Below are 19134 nucleotides of genomic sequence, written 5' to 3' on the forward strand. Positions count from 1 at the left end.
AATCAGCCTGGCTGAATCTTGCGTTTAACGAAATACAGTGAATGTTGTTCGGTGAGTTAATTTTGTTTTAGTTCAATAGGCTGTGCCTATAAATAAAATTACTCCTTTCCATTTAGTAAAATCAGGAAATTAGGCGACACTTATCTAAAGGCCGCAATAAAATGCCCTTAAGGAGATAAGAATGCATTCATTAAAAGTAAAAGATTACATGACGTTGCAAGCGGTGACTTTCACGAAAGATATGTCACTTTCGGCAGCTTTAAACAAAGTAATGCAAAGTGTCACACTAGGTGGCCCTGTCATTGATGAAAATGAAAAAGTGGTTGGGTTTTTATCGGAGCAAGACTTATTAGATAAGTTGGTGAAAGCAAGTTATCACTGCCAAGATACACATACGGTACAAGAGTGTATGCATGATGATGTCTTATCTGTTTCTCCAGAAATGTCAGTAATTGAACTGGCTGACATGATGAAAGTTGGAAAGCCGAAAATGTATCCAGTGGTGGATGGCAAAGGTAAGTTGGTTGGTGTTATCACAAGAAGAGACGTGCTGCGTGCCATAGGAATGACATTAAATGAGTGTTTTAAGCATCCCGTTTAACCTCTCTGTTTAAACTTTACGGAATATTGCTTTTAAACTGGTTTGGAAAGACGCTTCGGCGTCTTTTTTATTTTCTATCGCCGAACTGTACAAATTTATCTTGACCTTGGAGCTTACTCTAAGGTTTATCCTTAGCAATAGGTAAATCACCGATACCAATAAGGAAAAAATTATGTGTACAAAACATCAAGGTTGCCAATCTAGCAAAATCAAAACTGCGGTGCCGCTTGGTGCAAGCGAGTCATGCTGTGCGCCAGTAAAATCTTCGCTCAATATCTCTCAGGCCAGTGTTGATGTTTCTGAAAGCTCTTGCTGTAGTGGAGGAGGCTGCAGCGTTGACACAGGCGAGGAAGACGATCCCACAAGGGAGAGTAATTCCTCCGTTCGGAACGCTTGGCTTGTGTCAGGTATGGATTGCCCATCTTGTGCGCAAAAGCTTGAGAAAGCCATTACGTCTTTACAAGGCGTCAGCCAAGCCAAGGTTTTGTTTGCAACAGAAAAACTGGTCGTCGATTTTGATGGTCTAGAGCTGATAGCTACGATAGAGCAGACAGCCCAAAAAACGGGTTTCCCGCTCTTTTCACTTGATGCTCCAAAACCAAGCACTACAAAGAAAGGCTGGCTTGGCGTCATAAGAGACAACATCCAAATTCTCTCGATTGCTGGTGCAATGGCTACTGCGGCAGTAATTTCTAAGATCGACCCTCAAATAAGCGCTTGGTTATTCACTTTGACGTGTTTACTTGGTTTATACCCAATCGCGCTCAAAGCATTTAAGTTGGCGCGTAGCGGTACGCCTTTTGCGATTGAAACGTTAATGAGTGTAGCGGCGCTCGGCGCTTTATATTTAGGTGAAACCGCCGAAGCCGCAATGGTGTTATTGCTTTTCCTTATTGGTGAAAAGTTAGAAGCATATGCATCATCTCGCGCGCGAAGCGGTGTCCAGGCGTTAATGGACTTAGTCCCAGAAAATTCAATTTTAATTATTGATGGTGAACGCAAAGAAGTACCAGCTGCGCAGCTTAAACCAGGGGATATCATAGAAGTCGCACCCGGAGGTCGTTTGCCTGCCGACGGTGTTTTGCAAGATGCGCTTGCGAGTTTTGACGAAAGTGCGTTAACGGGAGAACCTGTTCCCGTTGAACATCAAACCGGTGGCAAAGTGATGGCCGGGGCTGTGGTTGTCGATAAAGTGGTTCGTTTACAGGTGACTTCCCGTCAGGGCGAGAATGCGATAGATCGAATTCTTCATTTGATTGAAGAAGCAGAATCCCGTAAGGCACCATTAGAACGCTTTCTTGATAAATTTAGCCGTTGGTATACGCCACTAATGATGTTGGTGTCTCTGATGGTTATCGTTACGCCGCCATTACTATTTGCCCAACCGTGGGAAACGTGGATCTATCGAGGACTCGCCCTGCTGTTGATTGCTTGTCCATGTGCATTAGTCATTTCAACGCCTGCGGCGATCACTTCTGGCTTGGCGGCAGCGGCTAAGCGGGGCGCATTGATCAAAGGTGGAGCGGCGCTTGAGTTGCTTGGCAAGGTTGAGTCTGTCGCATTTGATAAAACTGGGACACTGACGCAAGGTAAACCAGAAGTGACCGACGTCTTTGCTTTTGATATGGATGAAGACAAGTTACTTAGCCTAACTGCGTCAATCGAGGTTGGTTCAAGTCATCCTCTAGCGGTTTCTTTAGTTACCAAAGTGCAAGAGCAGGGGCTTACTATTCCTGAAGCGTTGGATAAAACCGCGCAAGTAGGCTCTGGTGTCACTGGTTACGTCGATGGAAAAATGGTCCAAGTGGTCACGCCTTCAAAGGCAGACTTTCCACTTTCTCAAGAAGCCAAAGAGCAAGTGGTTACGTTGGAACAACAAGGTAAAACGGTTGTCATTGTTCGTTACGATGACGAGGTCATTGGCGTGATCGCATGGCAAGATACATTGCGCTCAGATGCCCAGCAAGCCATCGCAATGTTGAAGGAACTTGGGGTCACGTCGGTGATGCTAACGGGTGACAACCCGAGAAGTGCAGAAGCAATGGCAAATAGAATAGGCTTGGATTATAAAGCGAGTTTGTTACCTGCAGACAAGGTGCATTACGTCGAGAAACTATCACAACAACATACCGTTGCGATGGTGGGAGACGGTATCAATGATGCTCCAGCCATGAAAGCTTCGAGCATTGGTATTGCGATGGGAGGCGGTACGGATGTTGCGCTCGAGACTGCTGATGCGGCGTTAACACACAACCGGTTGATTGAGCTACCTGCCATGATAGAACTGTCGCGTGCGACGCTAAGTAACATTCGTCAGAATGTCGCGTTAGCGCTAGGTTTGAAAGGTGTATTCTTAGTGACAAGTTTACTTGGGGTTACTGGGTTGTGGGTTGCAGTATTAGCTGACAGTGGTGCAACAGCACTGGTGACATTGAATGCGTTGAGATTACTTCGTTTTGAGTCCAAACAGATCAAATAGCTGACCTAACCAATGATCCCACTCATTAATAGCCCGAGGCATTCGTGTATCGGGCTTTTTTTAACCGTATTCACCTGATGCGATCAGACGTTTTTCTCGTCCTTGAAATCACGCATTGCTATGCAACAAAATGATCTAACGCCCCTTAAAGTGTGATCAATACCAGTTTTGTTTGAAATTTCATTTTCATTACATTTTGTCATTGTGATTGTGATCACTCTATGTTGGTGAAAGGTTCGCTACAGTGCATCTGTACCCAATAACTGATTAATGAGCTTATTGTTCATAAAATAAGCCACAATAAGGAGCGACTTATGTCTCAAGCTGTATTCCATTTAGGTGTTACTGAAGCTGATCTTAATGGTGCGACTCTAGCGATCATTCCTGGTGACCCAGCGCGTGTTCAAAAAATCGCAGAACAAATGGAAAATCCAGTATTTCTAGCAAGCCATCGTGAATACACGCTATACCGTGCAGAGCTAGACGGTAAACCTGTTGTGGTTTGTTCTACAGGTATTGGTGGTCCTTCTACCTCTATCGCAGTTGAGGAATTGGCACAGCTTGGTGTTCGCACTTTCCTACGTGTTGGTACAACGGGTGCAATTCAACCGCATGTAAACGTGGGTGACATGATCGTAACGACGGGGTCAGTTCGTCTTGACGGTGCGAGCCTACACTTTGCTCCTATGGAATTCCCAGCAGTTGCTGACTTTGAAGTAGCAACCGCAATGAAAGCAGCGGTAGAAGAGTCTGGCGCTACAGTTCACATGGGTGTGACTGCATCAAGCGACACGTTCTACCCTGGTCAAGAACGTTACGATACGTTCTCTGGTCGTGTTGTTAAGCGTTTCCAAGGCTCTATGCAAGAATGGCAAGACATGGGCGTACTTAACTTCGAGATGGAGTCTGCAACACTGCTAACAATGTGTGCGAGCTCTGGTTTAAAAGCGGGTTGTGTGGCTGGTGTTATCATCAACCGTACACAAAAAGAGATTCCAGATCATTCAACTCTGAAAGAAACGGAAGCGCGTTCAATTAAAGTGGTTGTAGAAGCAGCGCGTAAAATGCTTTAAGCCGCTATAGTTGGCATTTAAACAAACAGAAAAAACCAGAGGCTAACCTCTGGTTTTTTTCTACTTATAGAAATGCGTACAGCTAAAATTTAGGTATAAAAAAGCAGCATTAATGCTGCTTTTTATCGTTGTGAATTTTAGCTTTTCTTAATGGCACTATATCTCGTCTGAACCGCCCGCGTCTTTAAACCAAGCAGTTAAGTGCGTTCTTAAATCTTTAAGCTCATCAGGGCCAATCAGGGCTAGCCCTAAGTCTTCAGCACGAGTAATGTCATTGTGACGAAGAGGACGGAAGCTCACCAACATTGCGCGCGCTTGTAAGCCACCTAATAGATCGCGAAGCGATTCTAACTTATATAAAGTATCGTCGCCGTCATCTCTCATGCCTTTGGTTTTGCATTCGATGATGTGCAGCTTGTTGTTTACAACTGTTGCGACATCTAACTCATTGCGTACTTCACTTTCACCAAGTTTGCGATAAACCTGAACATTTAACGATCGATCTTGGATCGTCGGCATGGTGTCTTGGATTTGCTTCACGGTGCTGTGAACCAAAGTTTCTAACCACTCACCGTTTGAAAAGCGTCGAGCATCTTCATCTGCAAACGTTAAAACGCCATTCTCATAGGTGGCGATTTCTGCTTCTACTAAATCTGAAAGCAACATGTTGAGCTCACGGTAGCCCTGCTGTTTTTCGGAGAGCTCGACATCAAGCTTTTGTTCTTTGCGGCATGTGGTTGCAAGGTAGTTAAGTGTTGCTAGACCTGGCCCAAGTTCAAGCGCATTTGAGGCCCATCGTTCACCAAGTTCATACAATTTTTTATCAAGAAGAGGTGGTAAATCAACGTGGTGAAACTCGCCGCGTGCACCAAAGATAGTGAGGTAATCTGCAATCGTAATGTGATCTTCGACTTGGGTATCTTCTTTGCCATCAGGGTATAACCAACAAAGCTTATCGCTACTAGGCTCAACCACAAAAATTGGCCAGCGATAGGTACGGAAAACTTCGTACACCGACAACAAGCGATGACGAAGACCACAGCTCGCGTTCAATTTTACATCTTCGCCGCGTTCATGGAGATCTTTTGCCAGTTTTTGAATTGCTTGTTTGATCAGAGATGTATTAACAGCGGATGGAATTTCAAAAAATTCAGAAGTAATTTCTCGTTGATCTAAAACGGCACTCAGTCGGTCAAATATATCTAACTGGCTCTTGTCTCCGATGAAGACGATATGTGTGCTTAGCGTACGATTATCTAATAGAGGAGTGACCAATCTCACTGGGTCTTGGTCGATAATACCAACATGAACAGCCATAGATTTTCCTTTTTATGAGGCCGCTCGAAAAGAGTTGTGCAAGGGGATGAGCTGGCCTTATTAATCATATGTAGACATGGCCGACAAAAAACAAGGGCGACTTAACAAAAAGTCGCCCTTATACAGTTGATTGCACTAATTAATGCTCTTAATTATAAAGTATTTATAACTTAAAGCGGTGGACCAATTCATTTTGCTGATGAGCCAAGTGGGTCAGTGATTCACTAGTTTGTGCGATACTCGACATGGCTTGGAAACTTTCATCGGCGATGCTGTTGATATCTTCAATACTGCGAGCAATGTCTGTTGATGTTTCACTTTGCTCTGCTGCTGCTTGTGAAATGTGCGTACTCATTTGGCTGATCTCAATGATTAGCGCCTGGATCTCTTCCATTGAGCTGTTCGCTTTTGACGCTTGCTCAACCGACATCTCCATATCGCTCATACAGCTTTGTATGACTTGGTTTGCTGATTGTGAGCTAGATTGCAGATTACTGATCATGGATTCAATTTCAGTGGTTGATTGAGTCGTTCTTGATGCGAGTACTCGTACTTCATCTGCCACTACCGCGAAGCCGCGACCTTGTTCACCAGCGCGAGCCGCTTCAATTGCCGCGTTCAATGCCAGTAGGTTGGTTTGCTCCGCAATGTTGCGGATCACATCAAGGATAGACCCAATTTGACCACTCATCTTTTGTAGCTCAGAAACTGCGGAGACCGATTCGTTCAAACGTGTTTCTAGTTGATTAATGGTTGAGATGTTACTGCTCATAACATTTCTGCCTTCTTCAGAGGCAGATTCGACGCGTTGCACCATTTCTAGCGAGCCTTGCGCACTTTGCGCGACTTCCTGCACTGAATGGGACATTTCTGTCATCGCGGTAGCGACGTTTGCCGTTTGTTCGCGTTGAGAGCTCAATTTGATTTGTGCTTGCGAAGAGGTGCGTTCGTTGGTTGTCGCGGTTGACGATAGGTTTTCTGACGCTTCGTTGAGTTTCACCAAGATCTCGTGAAGGTTGTCGGCGAGTGAGTTAATGTGTCCACTCACACGGCTGAATTCGTTGTTATAGCGAATGTCGATACGCTGTGTCATATCACCTTCAGTCAGGCTTTCTAACACTTTTAGAATACGAGTCAACGGTTCGCGAACGCTTTGTGCGATGTGGTAGCCAATAGCTGTCGCGAGTAAAACGACAATAACGCCAATGATGATGGCTTTCGTTACACCCGCCGAATATATGTCACCTGCGTCTGCCAATGATTCATTGAGCTTATCTGTTGCGGTTGTCGTGAATTGCTCAAGAATCGCCATGGTTGAATCCACTTTATTTGCTAGGTTGGCGATATTGTTATACAAAGCGGCGCGGGCATTGAGGTAATTATTATGTTGGTCTAGCACACCGCCACGCATACCAACGTCACGAGTAAATTGCTCTACAGATTCGCCAAAAGCTTTTTCTAGCTCAGGAAGCTGAGTCACCAACCCGCGGAATGCGTAATTCAAGTGCGTTACTGCTTTGCGGTTTTTAGCTACGGCTTGCGTAACAAACTCAGGGTTGGAACTGGCGAGGGCATCAGAGGTAATTACTTCGGCATCTTTTAACTTGATAAAGTAGCTCTTTGCCATGACTTTGACAGAAATGCTGGTTTGATCTGCCACATATTCTTTAAGACCAACCGAAAGTTCGGTATTCAGTTTTTGGAAGCGGCGTGAGGATTTTTGCACTTCTTCTTGAGCCGCAAACATTGCTTCGTAGTTGTCCATGGCCTCTAGAGCTTCTGTAAAATAGCTCTGCTCTAACGTTTTTAACTGTGAAAACGGTTCGGCAAGAGAAGGGTAGATTTGGCTTGCGGTTTTCAGTTGAGCCAATGTGGATTCGAAGCGCTGTTGAGATCTAGCAAATTCCTGACGCATTTCATCCATGCGTTGTTTATTCTCTGTCGTCAGGAAGTCTTTAAATGATTTGTCGGCAGAAAGCAGCTCAACACTGGTTTGATTAGATAACGATACCAACGGTAGGGATGATTTAGAAACCGTGCCAAATTTTCCGTGAATATCACTCATTCCTCCCATCATAATGGCAATTGTGACGGCAAATAGGATGATGATCAGTGCAAAGCCGGCATACATCCTTTTAATAACTGAACCTCGCATAAGTGAGCTTCCTCTCCCAGAAATAGACAAGCTACCCAAGTATTTTTGAATTTACTTGGGTATAAAAATAATAATTGTCTTAAAAAAGTAACAAAATTCATTGGATTGTATTCAGTTTGTGATGCGCATTTTATGACGCACACGACAAAAAAAGCTTCGTTAATTAGCATTTGATTAATAATGTTAAGTGAACACTGTTTTTATTGAGCTCCGCTTTTGGTTGGCGCATACTAATTGGGGTCTAATTACGTTTATAAAATGGAGTCCTCATGGCGGAAGAAACGATCTTTAGTAAAATTATTCGCAAGGAAATCCCTGCCGATATCCTTTATCAAGATGATTTGGTGACTGCGTTTCGCGACATTAACCCTCGCACACCAAGCCATATTCTCATTATTCCGAATAAACTGATCCCAACAACGAATGATGTAGAAGCTGAAGATGAAGCAATGATGGGGCGTTTGTTCACTGTTGCTAGAAAGTTAGCGAAAGAAGAAGGTATTGCTGAAGACGGCTATCGCCTGATCGTTAATTGTAATCCACATGGTGGCCAAGAGGTTTACCATATTCACATGCACCTACTAGGCGGCCGCCCTCTAGGTCCAATGGTATTGAGCTAAGCTTTTAAAAGTGGGTGGTGATTCACCCACTTCTTTTTCCTGTCGAATGACACATTTGTGGAGATAAATGTGAAACTAGGTGTAAAGCTGTTAGGGCTGATGAGCTGGGCTTTAATGGCCTCTGGCTGCGCGAACTTATCTGCGGGCAATCTGTTTAGCCATTACAGCAACCAGAATCAAGAAGTTTATCAAGCCGTTGTTGCAGGGGAATATGCCAAAGCAAAACAACTTCAATCAAGTGAAGTGGGTGGCGAGATACTTGGCAATTTTGAAAAAGGTCGCATCTCTTTTCTTGCTGAAGATTACCCAACAAGTTTGAATGCGCTAGAAAGCAGCGATCGTGCCGTACGTGTTCAACAAGATCGAGCGACGATATCTGTGTCAGACACGGCAACGAGCGTCGGCTCTCTCGCAGTGAACGACAATCTCCAAGACTATCATCCCGCCGATTACGAACTTGGCTTTTTGCACCTGTATCTAGGACTAAATTACTTACAGAAAAACGATTTAGAAGGGGCACTAGTTGAAGTGCGTCGAGCTAATCAAGTTCAGGAAGCAGCAAGAAAGGCGCGTGAAAAAGAGCTAAAAGCAGCAGAGAAAGACCTTAACAAGCAAGGCATGTCTGCCAATTTAGGCAGTGTGTTAGCGAACTACCCTGATGCTGGTAAAAAACTAAGCGCGGTACAAAATGGTTATCTGTTCTATCTTTCTGGCTTGTTATATGAAGCGTCGCGAGACTTAAACAGTGCTTATGTTGATTACCGACGAGCACTCGCTGTAATGCCAGACAACAAGCAAGTTGTGGAAAGCACCTTATACGCTGCTAAGAAGCTGGGCATGCGTGAAGACTTGCGCATGCTAGAGAAGCGGTATGGTAAAGCACCTTCTGGATTAACTCAGTCACAAGGGCGAGTCATCGTTATTGATGAGCAGGGTGTTGTTGAGGCGATGAAAGGGTGGCGTATTGATTTACCAATTTACGACAGTCGCGATAATGGCGCGATTTATTCGTTGGCGCTTCCTTATTATCAGAACCGAGGTGCTCAACGTTTTAGCGATGTTGTTTTAAATGGTCAGGTATTGCCTTCCAGTACGCTGACTGATGTTAATGCGATGGCGCAAAACGATCTTAATGAACGTCTTACTACAATAGTGATCCGTCAAGCTCTTCGTGTTTGGGCAAAAGATCGAATCCGAAAAGAGGCGGCGAAAAAAGGCGATGATGTGGGCAACATACTTTTCAATGTATGGAACACATTGACCGAACAGCCAGATACGAGAAGTTGGCAAACATTGCCAGCGCAAGTGAAAACGGCTTCAAAAATCGTGAAACCGGGAACACAAAGTTTAAACTTGGGTGATCAAACCTATCAGTTTGAAGTGCCTGCACAGCAGACTACATTGGTATGGGTATCTCGTCAGGGAGCACACTCAACCGTGTGGCATAAACAGCTAGGGAGACTGTAATGAAAGCATGGCTTGTTTGTTTAGCAATGGCTATTGGTTTAGTTGGATGCGCCGAAAACACGGCTGGTATTCGAATTGATGGCCAAACGCAAAAAGTATTTTTTAATGATAACGTTTTAGGTAGTCGCTTATTAGTTGACAACATCACCACCACTTACGTTGATGATCGCCCACGAGGAGTCGTGCAGCTGAGTAGCAATTACAAAGGTGATCAGCACATTCTTTACCGATTTTATTGGTATGACAACAATGGTTTAGAAGTGAATACCAAACCTGGTCCGTGGCGAAAAATGATTGTGCGAGGATTTGAGCAAGTCACGTTATCTGAAGTTACTGTGAATCCAAATGGCACAAAATTCCGTGTGCAAATTAGAGAAGCACAAGACGATTAATCTTAACGGCTCTGCCGAAGCTGCCGCGCTAACGATGCGCTGGTATTGAAAAACTAAGGAACTCTCATGAAAAAAAGTATTATTGCTCTTTTAGGTCTTGCCGTCATTTTAGGTGGCTGTTCTAACAAAGTCTCTTACGGCGATGCGCAAGCAACAGAAACCACGACTATCGATTTTGGCTCAACAGATTTACAAAAAATCGCGGCTGAAATGGTGGATAGCATGATGATGTCGGGCTCTGTAGCAGCAATTACTCGTGACCAACGTCCTATCGTTTTTGTTGAGCGAATTAAGAACAAAACCAGTGAACATATTGACACTGAATCCATTACTGACACGATCTCTACTAAGATGTTGAACTCAGGTAAGTTCCGCTTTGTTGATATGGATCGTGTTGAGTCTGTGCGTGAACAACTTAACTTCCAAAACACGGATGAGCTTGTTAACCAAAGCACAGCGATCCAATTTGGTAAAATGGTTGGTGCTCAATACATGCTTTACGGCAACCTATCTAGCATTGTGAAAAATGCAGGTAGCGATAAAGATGTATACTACAAGATGACCATGCGCCTAATGGACCTAGAAACAGGTTTGATTGAGTGGGCGGATGAAACTGAAATTCGTAAAGCGCAATCTAAGAGCCTATTCGGTCTTTAATCGAACAGGGTGGAGAAGTCATCAATGGCATGGTTTTCTTGGCAACAAGCAAAACAGTTAGATCCGAGTCTTAACGCTCTCGATGGCTTCTTTACGGAGCCTCCGGTAAAAGTACAAACTGTTACCGGGGGGCTAACCAACCGCTGTTGGCGGTTGGAATCTTCTCAAGGCCTTGCATACATCTGGCGACCGACCAGTCATGTCTGCAAGGCTTTTTCAATTTCTCGTCACAGTGAATATCAAGTGCTGAATGCAGTCTCTTCATTGGAAATTGGCCCCAAGCCAGTTTTTATTCATGAGCAAGGGTTGCTGGTGGAATGGATAAAAGGAGAGGCGCTGACGGAGTCAGGCTTAGCACTAAGCGATTTATTATCCATTGCGGCGAAGATTCATCAATATCCGATAAGCGCAATTCCTTTGGTTCCATTTTCATATATTTCTCGCATCGATCATTATTGGCTTGAGCTTGATGGTCAGTATGTGGGTACGGAGTTTGATGCTTTGTACATGAAGTGGCGCACGGAACCGAACGTTGCACCTGTTCCACTTGCCCTATGTCACTTCGATCTGGGGTGTTATAACCTAGTGCGAGGAGAGAATGGGGTGAAAGTCATTGATTGGGAGTATGCCGGGATTGCTGACCCTAGGCTTGATTTGACCTTAACTATTCAGGTCGCGAATGCGCCTGTGGAAGAAGCGGTAAAGCAGTATTGCCAAATTCGAGGTATCGAAGATGTGTCTCTTTGGCTGAGAGGTGTACACGCTTGGCAACCAAGAACCTTGGTGATGGCGATGCTCTGGTATCTACTTGCCTATAAATTGTGGGGAGGTGAACAATACTTAAACAGTGCGTATGAGTTGAAAGGCTCATTGTGTATGGAAGATCACTGTTTTGAGAACTCGTGATGTTTTCCCCTTTAATAGTAAGGAAATAGTGGTAGTTTTAATAAAAGTACCAGATACACACAGGGAGAGGTACAGATGATTATTTACTTACACGGCTTTGACAGTACAAGCCCGGGTAACCACGAAAAAGTTCTTCAACTGCAATTTATCGACGAAGACGTTCGTTTTATCAATTACAGCACCCTTCACCCAAAGCACGACATGCAACACTTGTTAAAAGAAGTGTCTAAAGTTATCGATCAATCTGATGACCCAAACCCGTTAATCTGTGGGGTAGGTTTAGGTGGTTACTGGTCTGAGCGAATTGGTTTTCTATGCGGTATCAAGCAAGTGATGTTCAACCCGAACTTGCACCCAGAAAAAACGATGGCTGGTCGAATCGATCGCCCAGAAGAGTACGAAGATATCGCAACAAAATGTGTTGATCAGTTCCGAGCGAAAAACCAAGCGCACTGCTTAGTGATTCTCTCTAAAGATGATGAAGTGCATGACAATTCGAAAACGGCAGCTGAGCTAGAAAAACACTATCAAATCATTTGGGATGAAACTCAGTCTCATAAGTTCAAAAAAATCTCTCATCATTTACAAGCGATAAAGGCATTTAAAAATACTTATTAATGTTGAGTGTAGACAGTAAAGCGGCGTTTTTATCGGCTGCTTTGCTGCGATTCCTTCTCTTGAGTATGCCGAGCCACTGTCTCTTTGAAAGGCACATTTTCTTGGTTTAACGCTTTGAATATTGTGTTCTCCTTACCGTTTTCTTACTTCCCTCCTATGTAGCACGAACACCTTGTTGTAGAGTAGTCGAAAAGTAGTCAATCCGTACTCGTTACACGGATTTTGGTTGCCTTCAAAGTTGGTCTCTATATAATGAACCGGACTAAAATAATTTGATAAATATCAAAAAAAATTGAGAGCGAGTAATAAACTTGCCCAAAAAATTCTGGCGTCGTATGCGTACCAGATAAACATGCCAAACCCTGACAAGTCATTGATAGATAAAGAATCAAGGTGAGTGGCAGTTTTTTAATCCAAGTAATTGAGACACCTCTAAGAACCAAGAATTCATCGGTTGGATGGATGCCACAAATGTTTGTGAGTCATGCATCGAGCTGAACCCCATATATTCATTTTTGTAGAGGAAAATCATTGTGACACGCATTATCGTTGTAGGCGGCGGTGCAGGTGGTCTTGAGTTGGCAACTAAGCTTGGTCGAACTCTAGGTCGCAAAAACCGTGCGCAAATTACGCTAGTCGATCGAAAAGCGAGCCACTTGTGGAAGCCATTATTGCATGAGGTTGCTACAGGTTCTTTGGACGAAGGAGTAGATGCACTGAGCTATCGAGCTCATGCAAAAAACCACAGCTTCGACTTCCAAATGGGTAGCCTTCAAGACATCGACCGTGAACGTAAAGTGATCATCTTAAGTGAGCTTAAAGACGAACACGGTGAACTTCTTATGCCAAGCCGTGAGCTAGAATACGACATTCTAGTGATGGCGATTGGCTCGACATCAAACGACTTCAACACGCCTGGCGTTCGTGAAAACTGTATTTTCCTAGACAGCCCTGAGCAAGCACACCGTTTCCGTACAGAAATGAACAACGAGTTCCTAAAGCTGCACGCGAAAAACGGTAACGGTACGGTCGATATTGCGATTGTTGGTGCTGGTGCAACTGGCGTTGAACTATCAGCTGAGTTACATAATGCTGTTAAAGAGCTGCGCACTTATGGCTTCGGTGATCTTGATTCTAGCAAGTTGAACGTCAATCTGATTGAAGCAGGTGAGCGTATTTTACCAGCGTTACCTCCACGTATTTCTTCTGCTGCTCATCAAGAGTTGGTGAAGTTGGGCGTAAACGTGCGCACCGCCACTATGGTGACTAAAGCTGAAAAAGATGGCCTTACTACAAAAGATGGTGAGAAGATCCCAGCTCAAATCATGGTTTGGGCTGCGGGTATCAAAGCTCCAGACTTTATTAAAGATATCGCTGGCTTAGAAACGAACCGTATCAATCAGCTTGTAGTGAAAAACACACTACAGACAACACGAGATGATGACATCTTTGTTATTGGTGACTTAGCACAATGCACCCAGTCTGACGGTTCGTTCGTGCCGCCACGCGCTCAAGCTGCACACCAAATGGCAAGCCAGGCATTTAGTAACATCGTCGCGAAGATCAACGGGCGCGAGTTGAAAGACTATGTATATAAAGATCACGGTTCATTAGTGTCTCTAAGTCGCTTTTCAACCGTTGGTAGTCTGATGGGGAACCTAACTAAAGGGTCGATGATGGTAGAAGGCCGTATTGCTCGTGTCGTTTACATCTCGTTGTATCGCATGCACCTAATGGCGTTGCACGGTGTATTCAAAACCGGTCTGATGATGCTCGTCGGTCGCATTAATCGCGTGCTGCGTCCAAACCTTAAGCTGCACTAAGGTTTTAAATCCACTCTATGTGGATGTGTTGTATCTTAAAAAATGCAGAAGCCACCGCAAGTCGGTGGCTTTTTGTTTATGTTAGATCTGTCGGTAAAAGTGAGAACACAACGCCATCTTTAGGCTTACCCTGAAAAATAAACCGGTTTCTGGCGATGGCTTCTTTTTGTGCACCGACGGACTCAATTAAGGCTTGGCTAGCTTCGTTGTCGGGGTCACAAACAATCTCTAGTCGAGTTAAACTTAGCTTTGCGAAGCAGAATTCTGCTAAGGCTTTAACGGCTTCTTGGGCATAGCCTTGCCGTTGATAGCGGTCGGCAACCCAGTAACCAATACTCGCCATATTAAACGTATGATATAACTCATTAACCGCTGCCATTCCAACCAAAGTGTTACTTTGCCGCTCATAGATACCGAAACCAAAAGCCTCAGTTTTGACCCAGTTAAGACGGGTTGCCAACAGAAAGTCCTGCGCGGTTTTCAATGTGACGTTTTTATCACACCAGTCAAGCCATTGGTGCAGCGAAGGGGATTCTGCAAGTAATCGTTGTAGTGAATGTGCTTCTTCAGCAGGGATGAGCTTGAGCGCTAAGCGGGGCGCAATGATTTCAAAGTCTGGACTCATGAACTAATACGACTTCCATGTTGAGTGTAAGTAAATTGAAAGCTGTCTATTTATACTTGAACGCAGCTATTTTCCTTGCTCTGCGTTGGTTAGGAATAACTGAGGTATAGCAGATAAAAACAAAGCGCAGCTTTGCTGCGCTTTGTCGAACCGCTCGTGCTTATCGAACCCGACGAACTTGAATGATCATACCCATCAACGGGTTATCTAGGTAATGAGTCTCGCTGCTACGCATACGACGTTTTTGATCCATTCGATAACTCTTCAGGAATTTCTCTTCGGTTACTGTCGGCGATATTTCTGCCAAGTTACCGACTTGGACGTTACCATCTACTTCACCTAAGTCATCCGCCAATTGCTCAGTTGAGGTTGGTTCAAAACGCACCTCTCTAACACTTGGTTCGCGGAGATCTAGTGTTGTTTCGGCGAAGAGGTAATGCTGTACGTATATTTGGAATCGACCATCTAGTTCATATAAAGGACCATTGACCGTCTCTTCACTGTAACCGTCGCTGGAAAATGTTTGATTGCCATTGAGTGGGCGGCCATCTGCTTGATAAGAATCAGAGAAATCTCGCCCGCCAACGATGCGGAAAATTGGGGCGCTAGATTTACCTCGGTCACCTTGACGCCAGGCTACGTGTTTAAGCACTTTAAAGCCGGCATGATTATTTAGTGCCGCTTCTTGCGCGTTGAGACGGAAAGAAGAACTTGGCAAAAGTGTCACGCCTTTAGAGCGGCGGTAGGATTCACTCTCTAGGCTACCGACATTTTCCATATCGATTTTTGGCAGTTGATTCGGCCAAGATTCTGTTGTGCTTTCAGCGTCGACTGCTCGCTTGAAAATGATCACTTCAATATCAAATTGGCGCTGTGCCCAAGAGGGCATTGAGACACATAGAAGCAATAACGGGATCAGTATTCTCATTCGACTATTAGCTCGTTGGTAATAAATTCTGTTTAAAATCATTCAGTAAGTCTTGAACAAACTGAATGCGTTTACGTCGGTCCACCAATGGTACGCTAAACTTGAACTTAGTTGGACCTTCCATTGCAAATTTTTGCGGCTGTGATTGCAGCAGTTTAACTAAATACGCTGGATTTATGTCAGCATCAGGGTAAAACTCGATAAATCCACCTTTATCATGGGCTTCTATCTTTTTCGCTTTTAAACTACCAGCCGAAATTTTCAATTCTGAGACGGCAAGTAAGTTCTTTGTTGCGTCTGGAAGCAGACCAAAGCGATCAATCAGTTCCACTTTTAGCTCTGATAGTTCATCACTGCTTGTGACACTCGCAATGCGTTTGTACATCGACAGTCGTGTGTTTACATCCGGAATGTAATCATCTGGTAAGAGCGCTGGGATTCGCATTTCCACTTCAGTTTGCTCACGAAGCAGCTCATCCAAAGATGGCTCCTTGCCTTCTTTTAATGCTTGCACTGCTTGTTCCAGCATTTCCATATAAAGTGTAAAACCAACGGATTGAATTTGCCCACTTTGCTCATCACCAAGCAGCTCACCAGCACCACGGATTTCTAAATCGTGGGTTGCTAACGTAAAGCCAGCACCTAAGTCTTCCAGTGAAGCAATCGCATCAAGACGCTTGATGGCATCTTTGGTCATGGCTTTTGGATGTGGCGTTAATAAGTAAGCATAGGCTTGATGGTGCGAACGTCCAACACGGCCACGCAATTGATGCAACTGCGCCAAGCCAAGATTGTCCGCACGATCCATGATTATGGTATTCGCCGTTGGTACGTCGATACCGGTTTCGATGATGGTTGTACACACCAACACATTAAAGCGCTGATGGTAGAAGTCATTCATGATTCGCTCAAGTTCGCGCTCGCGCATTTGACCATGAGCCACGGTAATGCGTGCCTCTGGGATGAGTTTCTGTAAGTCTTCTGCCGTTTTTTCAATGGTTTCAACCTGATTGTGCAGGAAGTAAACCTGACCACCACGCATAATTTCACGCAGTACCGCTTCACGGACCACTGGCTCTTCTTTTTGTCGAACAAAGGTTTTAATGGCTAAACGGCGTGCAGGAGGTGTCGCGATGATCGACAGGTCTCGCATGCCACTCATTGCCATATTCAGTGTGCGTGGAATTGGTGTTGCGGTGAGGGTAAGAATGTCCACATCCGCACGCATTGCTTTGACTTTTTCTTTTTGACGAACCCCGAAGCGGTGTTCCTCATCAACGATCAACAAACCTAAATCTTTGAATTTAATGTCGCTCGAAAGCAGCTTATGCGTACCAACGACAATGTCTACTTTACCATCGGCAACGTCTTGCAGAATGACTTTTTGTTCTTTGGCAGATTTAAAACGAGACAGTACTTCAACTCGGATTGGTAAGTTGGCAAAACGGTCACGGAAGTTTTCGAAATGCTGCTGAGCAAGCAAGGTTGTTGGTACGAGTACGGCGACCTGTTTACTGTTATCCGTTGCGACAAATGCTGCGCGCATAGCGACTTCCGTTTTACCAAAGCCCACGTCACCACATACTAAGCGATCCATTGCTTTTGCCTGGCACATGTCTGACAATACGGCATTGATGGCCATCGCTTGGTCATCTGTTTCTTCAAACGGGAATGTTGCTTTAAATGTTGCGTATTGCCCACGATCTAGCTCAAATTTGAAGCCCGGTTTTAATTCTCGTTTTGCATACACATCCAGCAATTCTGCCGCGACGTCACGCACTTTTTCTGCCGCTTTACGACGTGCTTTTGCCCACGCTTCACCACCTAATTTATGCAGTGGCGCACTCTCTTCAGCGCCGCCAGAATAACGGCTGATAAGATTCAGTGATGAAACTGGCACGTAGAGCTTGGCATCGTTTTGATACTCAAGGGTGACGTATTCCGTTTTCATACCACCGGCTTCAAGTGTTTGTAAACCGATGTAGCGGCCAATACCGTGATCAATATGAACCACAGGTTGGCCGGGTTTTAGTTCGGCAAGGTGGCGAATAACGGTGTCACTGTTGACGGCTTTTTTATCTTTGCGGCGTCGCTGGATAACACGGTCACCGAGTAGATCACTTTCACAGATCAGAGCGAAGTTCAGATCTTCGTGAATGAAACCATGCTCTGCTGCGCCTAAGACCAAGCTGAATCGATCACCCGAGTCTAGAGCTTGGTAAAGTGAGCCATGTACGACTGGCCGAACTTTGATGCCTTGCAACAGCTCCGTTAGTGCTTCACGACGACCTTCTGACTCTACCGAGAAAACGATTTTGCCGCTGAATTGCTCACTAAACTGACGAAGGCGCGAGAGCGGCTCTTTATTTTGTTGTTGAACGCCAAGCTCGGCTAACGATTGTACTGGTAGGTTTTGACGACCGGCACGCTTAACCACTTTATCTAGGCTCAATTGAGCGATAGGGAGCTGTTTTAGTTGACTGAAAAGTTCGTCTTTTTTCAACCAAAGCTGTTCAGGAGTCAAAAGAGGACGCAGCGGATCAACTTTTTTCTGGTCGTATCGATATTCGACATCGGTTAAGAAAGTATCGACCGCAGATTCGATATCACCATATGTGATGACTTGAGAGTCTTCTGGCAAATATTCAAATAAAGTCTCGGTATGGTCAAAAAACAGCGGCTGCCAATACTCAATACCAGCGGGCCACGTGCCTTTGGTCACTTGCATGTAGATTGATTCAGGCTCGCGGCGTGCGTCGAACTGGGTGCGCCAACGTGTACGGAAATCTTCAATCGCTTCTTTAGTGGTTGGGAACTCATGTGCAGGCAGCAATTGGATTTGCTGAATATCGTCGATAGAGCGTTGGTTCTCTGGATCAAACGTGCGAATGGTATCTATTTCATCATCAAAGAAGTCGATGCGGTACGGGTCATTGCTGCCCATAGGAAAGAGATCCAGAATAGACCCACGACTTGCATATTCACCTGGTCCAAATACTTGATCTACATGGCGGTAGCCTGAATTTTCAAGTTGTACACGTAACTTCTCTAGCGAGAGCCGATCACCAGTTTTCACCATTAAAGTGTGTTGCAACAGAAAATCACGTGGCGATTGGCGTTGCAATACTGTACTGACCGGGACGATGGTTATGCCATCACGTTGACTTGGCAGTTGGTATAGGCGTGCGATACGTTCAGAGATGATTTCTTGATGCGGAGAAAAGTTATCGTAAGGCAGCGTTTCCCAGTCGGGGAACAGGCTTACCGTTTGGTCGGTGAATTGCTCAATCTCTGCCTGAAGCTTTAAAGCGATTTGCGGGTCAGGCACAACGAGTAGCGAGTGACTCGAATGCTGTTTGGCTAGCTCTGCAATGGCTAGAGGTAGAGCTGCGCCCGGCAAATTACCTAGCTGTTTTTTGTCGCCACGCTCTGAAGGGTTGGTGACGGAAAGAATCGTTGCTTTTGTCATAGGA

At 44.8% G+C, this 19134-nt stretch carries 15 protein-coding genes; 10 read left to right on the forward strand and 5 right to left on the reverse strand.

Annotated elements, in window-relative coordinates; all coding sequences use genetic code 11:
* Positions 1–181 precede the first annotated feature (181 nt).
* The 3 genes from R7Z10_RS18945 (at position 182) to udp (ending at position 4153) form a co-directional block, all read left to right on the forward strand.
* Positions 182–601, forward strand: a complete 420-nt coding sequence (locus tag R7Z10_RS18945) for a CBS domain-containing protein (RefSeq protein WP_005378483.1) — start codon at positions 182–184, stop codon at positions 599–601.
* A gap of 172 nt (positions 602–773) precedes the next feature.
* Positions 774–3080, forward strand: a complete 2307-nt coding sequence (locus tag R7Z10_RS18950; RefSeq protein ID WP_318105641.1) for a zinc/cadmium/mercury/lead-transporting ATPase — start codon at positions 774–776, stop codon at positions 3078–3080.
* 314 nt (positions 3081–3394) lie between these two features.
* Positions 3395–4153 (forward strand): uridine phosphorylase, encoded by a 759-nt coding sequence (gene udp, locus R7Z10_RS18955; RefSeq protein WP_005378479.1) that lies wholly within the window; start codon positions 3395–3397, stop codon positions 4151–4153.
* A 156-nt stretch (positions 4154–4309) separates the two neighbouring features.
* On the opposite strand, the gene R7Z10_RS18960 is transcribed toward udp, so the two are convergent.
* On the reverse strand, positions 4310–5470 hold the full coding sequence (locus R7Z10_RS18960) for a DUF1887 family protein (RefSeq protein WP_005378476.1): 1161 nt from the start codon (positions 5468–5470) through the stop codon (positions 4310–4312).
* 163 nt (positions 5471–5633) lie between these two features.
* Positions 5634–7625, reverse strand: a complete 1992-nt coding sequence (locus R7Z10_RS18965; RefSeq protein WP_005378474.1) for a methyl-accepting chemotaxis protein — start codon at positions 7623–7625, stop codon at positions 5634–5636.
* A gap of 269 nt (positions 7626–7894) precedes the next feature.
* Between R7Z10_RS18965 and hinT the strand changes: the two genes are divergently transcribed.
* From hinT to R7Z10_RS19000, 7 genes are all read left to right on the forward strand, one after another.
* Complete coding sequence (hinT, locus tag R7Z10_RS18970) at positions 7895–8245, forward strand: purine nucleoside phosphoramidase (protein ID WP_005378473.1); 351 nt, start codon at positions 7895–7897, stop codon at positions 8243–8245.
* A gap of 69 nt (positions 8246–8314) precedes the next feature.
* Positions 8315–9712: a COG3014 family protein gene (locus tag R7Z10_RS18975; protein WP_025766940.1), complete on the forward strand. Its 1398-nt coding sequence runs from the start codon at positions 8315–8317 to the stop codon at positions 9710–9712.
* Positions 9712–10104, forward strand: coding sequence for a YcfL family protein (locus tag R7Z10_RS18980; protein WP_005378469.1), 393 nt, complete (start codon positions 9712–9714; stop codon positions 10102–10104). Before R7Z10_RS18975 ends, R7Z10_RS18980 begins: the two co-directional genes overlap by 1 nt.
* A gap of 66 nt (positions 10105–10170) precedes the next feature.
* Complete coding sequence (gene lpoB, locus R7Z10_RS18985; RefSeq protein ID WP_005378467.1) at positions 10171–10761, forward strand: penicillin-binding protein activator LpoB; 591 nt, start codon at positions 10171–10173, stop codon at positions 10759–10761.
* Positions 10762–10785: 24 nt separating this feature from the next.
* On the forward strand, positions 10786–11667 hold the full coding sequence (thiK, locus tag R7Z10_RS18990) for a thiamine kinase (protein WP_318105643.1): 882 nt from the start codon (positions 10786–10788) through the stop codon (positions 11665–11667).
* A gap of 75 nt (positions 11668–11742) precedes the next feature.
* Positions 11743–12285 (forward strand): alpha/beta hydrolase YcfP, encoded by a 543-nt coding sequence (gene ycfP / locus R7Z10_RS18995; RefSeq protein WP_318105645.1) that lies wholly within the window; start codon positions 11743–11745, stop codon positions 12283–12285.
* 533 nt (positions 12286–12818) lie between these two features.
* The gene (locus R7Z10_RS19000) at positions 12819–14108 is read left to right on the forward strand and encodes an NAD(P)/FAD-dependent oxidoreductase (protein ID WP_005378463.1); all 1290 of its coding nucleotides are present in this window, start codon (positions 12819–12821) and stop codon (positions 14106–14108) included.
* 76 nt (positions 14109–14184) lie between these two features.
* Here the strand turns inward: R7Z10_RS19000 and R7Z10_RS19005 are convergent, their stop codons facing one another.
* The 3 genes from R7Z10_RS19005 to mfd form a co-directional block, all read right to left on the reverse strand.
* Positions 14185–14733: a GNAT family N-acetyltransferase gene (locus R7Z10_RS19005; protein WP_005387823.1), complete on the reverse strand. Its 549-nt coding sequence runs from the start codon at positions 14731–14733 to the stop codon at positions 14185–14187.
* Positions 14734–14893: 160 nt separating this feature from the next.
* Positions 14894–15661, reverse strand: a complete 768-nt coding sequence (locus R7Z10_RS19010) for a peptidoglycan binding protein CsiV (RefSeq protein WP_080773703.1) — start codon at positions 15659–15661, stop codon at positions 14894–14896.
* A gap of 7 nt (positions 15662–15668) precedes the next feature.
* On the reverse strand, positions 15669–19130 hold the full coding sequence (gene mfd / locus R7Z10_RS19015; RefSeq protein ID WP_053303252.1) for a transcription-repair coupling factor: 3462 nt from the start codon (positions 19128–19130) through the stop codon (positions 15669–15671).
* Positions 19131–19134 lie beyond the last annotated feature (4 nt).

Origin of the sequence: Vibrio sp. Vb1018 (genome assembly GCF_033338775.1) — a bacterium.
Taxonomy (GTDB): domain Bacteria; phylum Pseudomonadota; class Gammaproteobacteria; order Enterobacterales; family Vibrionaceae; genus Vibrio; species Vibrio alginolyticus.

Excerpts from the sequence above, each read along its gene's own strand:
- R7Z10_RS18945 (WP_005378483.1), top strand. The coding sequence starts at position 182 with ATGCATTCATTAAAAGTAAAAGATTACATGACGTTGCAAGCGGTGACT.
- R7Z10_RS18950 (WP_318105641.1), top strand. The coding sequence starts at position 774 with ATGTGTACAAAACATCAAGGTTGCCAATCTAGCAAAATCAAAACTGCG.
- udp (WP_005378479.1), top strand. The coding sequence starts at position 3,395 with ATGTCTCAAGCTGTATTCCATTTAGGTGTTACTGAAGCTGATCTTAAT.
- R7Z10_RS18960 (WP_005378476.1), bottom strand. The coding sequence starts at position 5,470 with ATGGCTGTTCATGTTGGTATTATCGACCAAGACCCAGTGAGATTGGTC.
- R7Z10_RS18965 (WP_005378474.1), bottom strand. The coding sequence starts at position 7,625 with ATGCGAGGTTCAGTTATTAAAAGGATGTATGCCGGCTTTGCACTGATC.
- hinT (WP_005378473.1), top strand. The coding sequence starts at position 7,895 with ATGGCGGAAGAAACGATCTTTAGTAAAATTATTCGCAAGGAAATCCCT.
- R7Z10_RS18980 (WP_005378469.1), top strand. The coding sequence starts at position 9,712 with ATGAAAGCATGGCTTGTTTGTTTAGCAATGGCTATTGGTTTAGTTGGA.
- lpoB (WP_005378467.1), top strand. The coding sequence starts at position 10,171 with ATGAAAAAAAGTATTATTGCTCTTTTAGGTCTTGCCGTCATTTTAGGT.
- thiK (WP_318105643.1), top strand. The coding sequence starts at position 10,786 with ATGGCATGGTTTTCTTGGCAACAAGCAAAACAGTTAGATCCGAGTCTT.
- ycfP (WP_318105645.1), top strand. The coding sequence starts at position 11,743 with ATGATTATTTACTTACACGGCTTTGACAGTACAAGCCCGGGTAACCAC.
- R7Z10_RS19005 (WP_005387823.1), bottom strand. The coding sequence starts at position 14,733 with ATGAGTCCAGACTTTGAAATCATTGCGCCCCGCTTAGCGCTCAAGCTC.
- R7Z10_RS19010 (WP_080773703.1), bottom strand. The coding sequence starts at position 15,661 with ATGAGAATACTGATCCCGTTATTGCTTCTATGTGTCTCAATGCCCTCT.
- mfd (WP_053303252.1), bottom strand. The coding sequence starts at position 19,130 with ATGACAAAAGCAACGATTCTTTCCGTCACCAACCCTTCAGAGCGTGGC.